Raw genomic sequence first — 8,050 nt, 5'->3', positions numbered from 1 at the left:
TGTCCAATCCGACCCCTGGGCGTTTTGATTTCAAAGGCCAGCGGCATGGTGCTAACGATCAATGACTGCAAAGCTTCAAGTTCAGATCTTGGAAGCTTGGCTGCCCAGTCTCCACCGTTCAGACCCCATTCGATGGCATCAATCTCACCGGTCATGTATTGAATGAGCATCTGTTCGTGATTGCCCATCACGCTATCAAACCAGGGCTGCTCAAGCAGTCGTAGACAGCCTTGCGAATCTGGGCCGCGATCAATCAGGTCGCCAGTCGCAAAGACACGATCAGTGCGCGGATCAAACCCTTGACGGGTCAAACACTCCGTCAGTCCGGCAAGGTGTCCGTGCACATCGCCGCAAAAAAAGATGCGACCTTCGTACCGTGATAAGTCCAGGCGCTTTAAGCGGAGGTTGGGGAGGCGCATAAATCACCTATTACGGTATCTGACTTGCTTTCGCTTGCAGATCAGTGGCGACACCATTCACTCGCTGGCGCTCACCATACAGCGGCAGAAGAATAGTGCGCACAGCAGCAACCAGCTGGTTGCCGTTAATAAGAACAGGCTGATCACTATCGTGCGTTTGCGAATGATCTTTGCTTTTGCTGTCATAACACTCGCCAGACAGCATACCGGCAACATTTTTTTACTTGGACTCTGGATGATTCCAGTCAGTGCGGTCTCGGATTGTTGGCTGGAACCACTTGGGCTTCCGCATGGCTGCTCTCCTCTTTTTCCGGCAGGGTGTATTTATATTCAGTAGTGATGCTTCAGTAGTGATGCTTTTGGGCATCCGAATAATCCCTGCCAGCCAGAGCAGCAGGAATCTTTCGAATGACCCCTGTTGCCAGGGGCATCCTGACCCACTTCTGTTTCCAGGATCAACCGAAGTTGACTGTGGGTCCTCCCAGTTCACTCAAGGCCGTTTAGGCAGCCAGAGCAACAGAACCATACGAGTTGTCGTTTGCATTTATCGACTTTGCACGTTTGAACAGGAGTTGCATGCCTGAGCTGCCGATTCGTCTTACTCTTGCCGTCGAAACCAAAAACAGCCCCACATTAAGCGCCCTGAGGATCGACATTCAGAGCGAGAGGAGTCGCCATGAGCCCTCAAGGCGCTTAATTGGTGGAGCTGGCGGGAGTTGAACCCGCGTCCGCCAAGCATCCAATTCACCGGATATACAGCCATTGATAAACAGATTAACCTGTATAGCATAAATCGTCAAGAGACATTTCACCCACAAAGCCCGTAGATGGATGAACAGGATAAAGGCTCGTTGTGATCATCAGCATCGCTGGCCAATAAAAACAAATCTTGCTGCCCATTCATTTTTTTGGATTTGTAGTCTGTAGCAGCCCAGCGGACTCGCGCATCAACACCATGATCAACATGATTGATCAACATCGGATCAGCATCACGCATATCCGGCAGATCCACTGAAGGAAAAAAGGTTGAGGAGCCACGGCGCGACGCTTCTGAGACAAGTTGCTCCCACAGGCGCAGCCTTTCAATGACTTCAGGGAAGCGTTTTGAAATGGCGTTAAACTCATCTTTCCTTGCATTGATACAGGGCATACAGCCAACGCGCCCCATACCCTTTAGGTAAAGAGGGTTTGGCTTGATGCCGTGTCGCTTGTGCATTGCAAAAACATCTTCAGCTGTCCACTTGATAATTGGGCGATGCACCCAAAAACCCTCTCCGGTCTCATCATCGCCAAATTCTTTGCTCCAGAGTGGAAGATCCCTGCGCTGAAAGGACTCATCAGCCCTTACGCCTTGCCAACTCTCAATTCTCCGGTATTCCCCACTCTCAAGCATGGGGTGAGTAACCTGCTCATCGATGCACTCAATCTTCAGGTGGTCTGTGCAGAAGCGGGCGCGAGTCGAGGGGAAACGGCCTTTCCAGAGGCACATATCCAGAAACGGATTGCCAGTTGGCACCAGAACGCTCAGTGCCAGCTCGATCTTCTCATCAGCCAGCGCCTTGGCCTTGAGTTCCGATACGCCAGCCACTGTTGGCAACCACTTATACAGGCCAGCGATCTGATATACATCAAGATCCGGAGCCAGTGGCTCTGGAGGAAGCAGCACCCAATTCTTGCCTTTTTTGTAAAAAAGGACGCCGTCTTGTTCTTTTGTGGTAATACCCGTTCGCAATTTCCAATAACCCTTACGACCCTCCGTGTACTGCTTCAGTAGTTTTTCAGGCCATTTTTCACGGACATGCTTCGCTTTAACTTCAATTTTTTTACTGAAATCTGCTTTCACCCAGTCAATATCAATCTGCAAGGCATCAGCCAGATAGCGCACATAATCATAGGTCAGATCATGCTCATTACCGGTATCAGCAAATACATAACGATTCCCGGTCAAATCTAGCATCCCGGATTCTCGACCATAGAGCAGGGTCGCAGTGCTATCCTTGCCGCCAGAGATCGACCAGATGCGACCCGTGGCGAGATCAGGAAAAGGCTTTGAAGCTGCAAAGCGGCTCGGAGTTAACAGTTCAAGATCCACTGCAGCCTCCTGCATGCACGGCTGGTCGGATACGCTGAATACTGACCGACATACCGGTACTCAGCGACAACGCCAGGTACACGCCCAAAAAAAATGCCGATAAACCCACGGCTGCATAAGCCAGCACTTCACCGTCAATCCCAATCAGTGATGACACAGGGTGAACCATTTGCAATAAAGCAACAGCACCAAAAACAAGGGCAAAGATCAGGCTAAAGCCTTTGGTGATTTGCCCCAAAAAGCGCACATACTCAATATCACGCTGGCTCCGTTGCAGATGAACATCTGAACTCTCAGAATAAGGTGTAATCTGTTTTGCAAGTTGCGACATACATCAAGACTCCCTGTTAACATTGCTATACAGGTTACCCTATAAAGTATTTTCAATCAATGGTAAGCTTTCATTTTTGAATGATTCGATACCGCGCCTCAAAAGCTCTGCGCGCTTCATCACGGCTCCAGAAATTGTTTGCCATGGATGACAGCCAGCGCTGAGCTAGATTGCTAACCTCTGGCGACTCATCACCCCAGGCATTTGCCGGACACTCCTCTGCATCGCTTCGCTGAACCCAGCGCCTCTCAATATGAAGCGCCAGATGATCCAAACAGCGAACCACTTGATGGATCGCTTGATCCTCGGGTTGATCCATGGGCGGCAAGTTGAAGGCACTACGTATCACGTCTGTCCATTCGCGCTCTATCTTCTGGTATTCAGGGATCAATTTTTTTAAGGGTGAGGGTATATCCCCCAGGTACGCTTCGCTGGCATCATGCAGCAACACCTCCATTCGCAGACGCTTTCGCAGCGCCAGATCGCTGGCGGCTTGGCTCAGCAGGGACTGAACATCGGTATCCCAGATATTGACACCCTCATTAATCGAGCGGAGTAGCAGGCTGTCCATATCCACACAATGCTGCGCCACTGAATAATGCTCTTTCGTGGAGCCTCCAAAGCGGCAAATACCCGCCAAATTCCAGGCAATATCCTGTAGCGCAATGTGCTCACGCACCGGATTCTCCAGATCCACATAAAAACCGGATGGCATTTTGTAAGGTGCCTGCATACTCTTTTTCCTTTTCTACCACGCCAAGGGCGTGACCTTGTGAATAATCGCATGTGCATCTTTTTTGCTGAGGTAAAACGACCCCTCAATCTGCCTCATGCCATTCAGGCTACTTTCAAGCTCTTGGAAGCGCCCTTCTCGAATAATGTTTCTTGCCGCTGGGTATTGATCATTCGAAGGAAGTAATACGATCTCTGGAACTAGCGACCGACCGCCGCCATCCTTATGCATAATCAGCTGCTGGCTGATCACGCCCACCAGTGACGCAGCCAACTGGTGCCGTACCAGTGACTGCCTTGAGGCTTCAAAGCTCTCAACGATCCGGGTTAATGTGGATTCAGTGTCTCGAGCATGAACAGTAGCAAGCACAAGGTGACCTGTTTCCGCTGCTGTCAGCGCCAAGCTCAGTGTTTCTGCATCCCGAAGCTCTCCTATCAGGATGACATCGGGATCTTGCCGCAAGGCCGACTTCAAGCCCTGACGAAACGAAGGTGTGTCCACCTCAACCTGCCGATGACGAACAACGCTGCGCTTTGATGTGTGTCGAAATTCAACAGGATCTTCCAGAGTGACAATCATGCGACTGTAATGACTGTTAATATGGTTGATCATGCCGGCCAGTGTGCTGCTTTTGCCAGAGCCCGTCGCTCCGCTCACCAAAAGCAGTCCTGATCGCTTCGCCATGACATTTTTAAGTGGATTCAGGCAGTGCTGCAGAGGGTCGGGAAGCAATCTCGCCAAATTCGGTATGGTGTCTGGCAGTAAACGCATTGCGCAGGAGAAACCACTTAAATCGGACTGGCACAGATTGAGTCGCCAGTTGCCAAGCGAACCCATGCGAATGACCACATCAATCTCTGCCGGCCAGTGAGATTTACCCATAACCTCGAAGGATGCCGTATTCATGCCTGCAGCTTGAGCATCCAGAGCCTCCTGTCCGACCAGTCCCTTGAGCGCCTGAATAAACTCTCGGTGCGTCCAGGGCCGCTCAAGCAGCGCATCTGAAATGCCCTGTGTTTCCGGCTGAACCAGTTCACCATGGAGGCGGCCGTGAAAGCCTGTCATGTTTGACAGGTGCAGATCACTGCACCCTGCCTCTATTGCCATAGTCATCAGTTGCCGGGTGCAGTGAGTCAAATGACTCACGGTTTGGTGTACATCTGAAGACTGAGCGTTGTCTGCAACCATGGGAGTTCCTTGATGATCAGGGGTTAATAAATCCGAGACTCACCTTGATCATAATGGGATGCAGCCAGGTTGCGAAAGCGCACCCTAGGTCCATCAAATGCCACCCTGACTGTGCCAGGCGACCCCTGGCGCTGCTTGGCCACAATCAGCTCAGCAATGTCCTTGAATTCGGTGTCCTCGTTATACACTTCATCCCGATAAGTGAAGATAATTACGTCAGAATCTTGCTCAATACTGCCGCTCTCGCGAAGGTCGGACATGAGGGGGCGCTTATTGACCCGCTGCTCAAGACCTCGATTAAGCTGTGATAAAGCAACAACTGGACACTGCATTTCTCGAGCCAGTAGTTTTAAACCACGAGAAATATCTGAAATTTCCTGCGTCCTGTTGCCACCGCCCTGCCCCTGATTTCCCGACTCCATCAACTGCAGGTAGTCCACCATAATCAGCTTGGGCTTGGTTCCCATTTTGGCGGCCATGGCGCGGGCACGTAGGCGCAGGGATGAAGGGGTGAGCTTGGGGGAGTCATCCATAACCAGTGGCTGCAGTCGAATGCGAGTAATGGTGCTAAGCAAGGCATCCATCTCATTTTCAGGCGTAGTGCCTCGAATGATGTGCGTCATCGTCACGCCGGAGTTGCTAGAAACCAGTCGATCCATTAGCTGATTGATTGGCATCTCCAGCGAGAACACCTGAACATGCCCGTCAAAATCCAGTTTGGGGCTTTTTTCAGCCAGTGGCTCTATGCCATTTTTTCGTGCCTTCTCAATGGCATCATTAAGAAGCATGTTTGCCGCTGCGCTACAGAAGTTCATGGCAAGCGTGGTCTTGCCCATAGCAGGGCGCCCAGCAACCACAATGAGTTCGCCGGGGTTCATTCCATGAATTAACTCGTCCAAGTCGGTCAATCCTGTTGAGGTTCCAAGGATCTTCCCGTTGCTATCCATGCGCTCTTCAATCAGTGTTAAGTAGTCCGGAGCAGCCTCGGCCACTGTTTTGGGCTGTGGTCGACTCACCCCGCCTTCACTGTCCATTTTCAGCGCAATACCCTGAACGAGGCTTACCAGCTCTTCTTCTTTGATGCTGCCATCCATTGCAGCCTCTTGTATCTGTCGTGCAGCGCGCTGCGTCTCTCTGCGCAGGTGGTAGCGCGAAACCACTTTGGCATAAGCCAAGGCATTGCCATGATTAAACGTGTTGCTGGCAATCTGGTACAGGTACTCGGCCTGACCGGCCTCCATTCCCGCATACTCTGCCACCGTTAAAGGGTCAAGCCCCATATCGGCAACAGCCATCTCCACCATGGCGCCAAATATCTTCTGGTGAGCCGGGATAAAGAAATGATCCGGCTTGATCATCTGGGAGACTTCAGCCATTTGCCCCGGATCAATCAGCAGCCCACCAAGTAACGCTTGCTCGGACTCTTCGCTGTACATCCGCTTGTATGTACCAGAAGGTTCGCTTTTTTTAGGGTTTGACTGACGTGGAACAGCAGGTGCAGGGTTGCCGGCTGAAGCAGGGGGCATTGGATAGGATTGCGGATTTTCTGGATTAAACATGCACTTGATCCCAGTAGGTCTTTGTCAACAGAAGGGCTGGATTAGCGCTCCTTATATTGATTACAGGTTATCCTGTATTTTTTTAGCCTGCAATAGAAAAACCGCCTTAGAGGCGGTTTTTTTCAAGCAACCCAAGGCCAAGGTGGAGCGAGTTACTGCTTCAGCTGTCCTTCGAGTCCCGCAGGCCAGAGCGCCCAGGACTCATGCCCTCTGAATACCGGCTTTAACACGATATGATCCTGCAGACCTTCGGCTTTCAACCGAAACTGCACAGTTATCATATTGGGTGGCCAGCCGGCCAGTCGAGCCGCTTCAAGCGCCTGATGCTCTAGCGGTGAAGTCAGTTGCAGCTGACCGCTGCGTCGCTTTGTCAGTGCATCTTGGTAGAGCACCAAATGCAAGCTGTGGCTGGGCAGGCGGCGATCCGACAAGTGCAGCTGCGCTGCCGTTTCGCGCAGCGGCTCAAGCCACTGCTCAAGGTGATTGGTTAAACTGATCGTTGGCACAAAAGCTGTGCGCTGCAGCACCTTGGGCACCACAACCATCACCGGTGCATTATGAATCCCTGGATGCTGACTGGATACCGGCTCAACTCGGGCATCAGCACCCCAGACGGCTTCCACGCGCCTCTGCGCAATGCGCAGACTTTCAGCGGCATTCTGCAGTGTAAGTCGTCCGGCAACGATGGTGTCCCGCTCCGAATCCTGGAAGCGCCACGCGGCAATACTGGCCGGTCGATCAGCAGTCAGGTCAGTGTGCACAAGGATTGGTCGTATGCCCGGCAAATGGGTTTGGCGTTGATCAATGGGTGGCTGGTTAACCGCGCAGCCGGCCAACATCACCAGTCCTGCCCCGAGCAGCCCACCCTTTAACACCGCTCTGCGGGTGAGTGTTGATTTATCCATTGTTTAGCGCATCCTTCATGGGCTCCGCCATGGTAAAGCGCAGGCGTCGACCCGCAGGCTTTGCAACCGGCTGGCCTGTGGCAGGACTGGTATGAAGTCGAGCCTCATAATGGCTGACCTTGATTGTTCCAACGCCGTTCAGGCGAACATTGACGCCTTTCAAGAGCATGGAGCGGACTTCGCTGACAAACGCATCGTAAAGCGTTTCAGCTGCCTCTTGGCTCACTTGCATTTGCTGAGCCAGCTGCTCTGACAGCTTGATCTTTCCCAAAGTGGTATTTTGTGTGGATTGCATCCCGACACCCTGCCTAAATATAATTGACGCTCTCGATCAACGACGGCAAAAACGATAAAACACAAAAACCCCGGACGGGGTTTTTGTGTTAGGTGCTTGTTTTACCAGCCAAATTCAGCACGCGCAAACGGGATGTCATCATTGAAAACCCCGCCTGGTGTACCACCGGCATTAACAGGTGGTTGAGGCTGTTGCTGTTGCGGAGCGGCCTGCGGATGACTCTGTTGCACCGGGGCCTGCTGGTAATGCTGCTGCATGGGCTGATGCTGCATGGGCTGATGCTGTGGTTGTGGAGCCTGTTGTGGCTGCTGCTGGTAATGCTGCTGCACTGGTTGTTGTGGCTGCGGAGCCTGCTGGTGTACGGGTTGCTGTTGCATGGGCTGCTGAGGGGCGGGAGCTTGATTGCCATTTCCAGACGCACCATCCAGCATTTGCAGTTCGCTGGCAACAACCTCGGTAGTGTACTGATCCACGCCCTGCTGATTCTGCCATTTACGAGTCTGCAGTTTGCCTTCGATGTACACCTTG

The 8,050-nt window shown here is 52.1% G+C and carries 9 protein-coding genes; all 9 read right to left on the bottom strand.

The features are described from left to right. Positions 1 to 419, bottom strand: a 419-nt coding sequence (locus tag IBX50_RS14745) for a metallophosphoesterase (protein ID WP_292257055.1), incomplete at its 3' end; no start/stop codon positions are given. A gap of 808 nt (positions 420 to 1,227) precedes the next feature. Beyond that, a complete protein-coding gene (locus IBX50_RS14740; RefSeq protein ID WP_292257054.1) occupies positions 1,228 to 2,511 on the bottom strand; it encodes a phosphoadenosine phosphosulfate reductase family protein in 1,284 nt (427 codons plus the stop codon). Continuing rightward, positions 2,501 to 2,842 carry a hypothetical protein gene (locus tag IBX50_RS14735; protein ID WP_292257053.1) on the bottom strand — a complete coding sequence of 114 codons (342 nt, stop codon included), beginning with the start codon at positions 2,840 to 2,842 and terminating at the stop codon, positions 2,501 to 2,503. Before IBX50_RS14735 ends, IBX50_RS14740 begins: the two co-directional genes overlap by 11 nt. A 70-nt stretch (positions 2,843 to 2,912) precedes the next feature. After that, entirely contained in the window at positions 2,913 to 3,575 is a 663-nt protein-coding gene (locus IBX50_RS14730; protein ID WP_292257052.1) for a hypothetical protein, read from the bottom strand. A 15-nt stretch (positions 3,576 to 3,590) separates the two neighbouring features. Further along, the gene (locus IBX50_RS14725) at positions 3,591 to 4,763 is read right to left on the bottom strand and encodes an ATPase, T2SS/T4P/T4SS family (protein WP_292257051.1); all 1,173 of its coding nucleotides are present in this window, start codon (positions 4,761 to 4,763) and stop codon (positions 3,591 to 3,593) included. Between the two features lie 23 nt (positions 4,764 to 4,786). Beyond that, positions 4,787 to 6,199 (bottom strand): replicative DNA helicase, encoded by a 1,413-nt coding sequence (dnaB, locus tag IBX50_RS14720; protein WP_292257050.1) that lies wholly within the window; start codon positions 6,197 to 6,199, stop codon positions 4,787 to 4,789. Positions 6,200 to 6,474: 275 nt separating this feature from the next. Next, a complete protein-coding gene (locus tag IBX50_RS14715) occupies positions 6,475 to 7,227 on the bottom strand; it encodes a hypothetical protein (RefSeq protein WP_292257049.1) in 753 nt (250 codons plus the stop codon). Beyond that, a complete protein-coding gene (locus IBX50_RS14710; RefSeq protein WP_292257048.1) occupies positions 7,220 to 7,522 on the bottom strand; it encodes an HU family DNA-binding protein in 303 nt (100 codons plus the stop codon). The genes IBX50_RS14715 and IBX50_RS14710 overlap by 8 nt, the downstream gene beginning before the upstream one ends. 101 nt (positions 7,523 to 7,623) lie before the next feature. Further along, positions 7,624 to 8,050: single-stranded DNA-binding protein (locus IBX50_RS14705; RefSeq protein ID WP_292257047.1), on the bottom strand; the 427-nt coding region annotated here is incomplete at its 5' end.

Source organism: Marinospirillum sp. (assembly GCF_014859565.1).
This window is presented reverse-complemented; position numbering and strand designations above follow the sequence as displayed.

What these genes read in the sequence shown, in the direction of transcription:
- IBX50_RS14735 (WP_292257053.1), bottom strand. Translation starts at nt 2,842, where the DNA reads ATGTCGCAACTTGCAAAACAGATTACACCTTATTCTGAGAGTTCAGAT.
- IBX50_RS14730 (WP_292257052.1), bottom strand. Translation starts at nt 3,575, where the DNA reads ATGCAGGCACCTTACAAAATGCCATCCGGTTTTTATGTGGATCTGGAG.
- IBX50_RS14725 (WP_292257051.1), bottom strand. Translation starts at nt 4,763, where the DNA reads ATGGTTGCAGACAACGCTCAGTCTTCAGATGTACACCAAACCGTGAGT.
- dnaB (WP_292257050.1), bottom strand. Translation starts at nt 6,199, where the DNA reads ATGTACAGCGAAGAGTCCGAGCAAGCGTTACTTGGTGGGCTGCTGATT.
- IBX50_RS14715 (WP_292257049.1), bottom strand. Translation starts at nt 7,227, where the DNA reads ATGGATAAATCAACACTCACCCGCAGAGCGGTGTTAAAGGGTGGGCTG.
- IBX50_RS14710 (WP_292257048.1), bottom strand. Translation starts at nt 7,522, where the DNA reads ATGCAATCCACACAAAATACCACTTTGGGAAAGATCAAGCTGTCAGAG.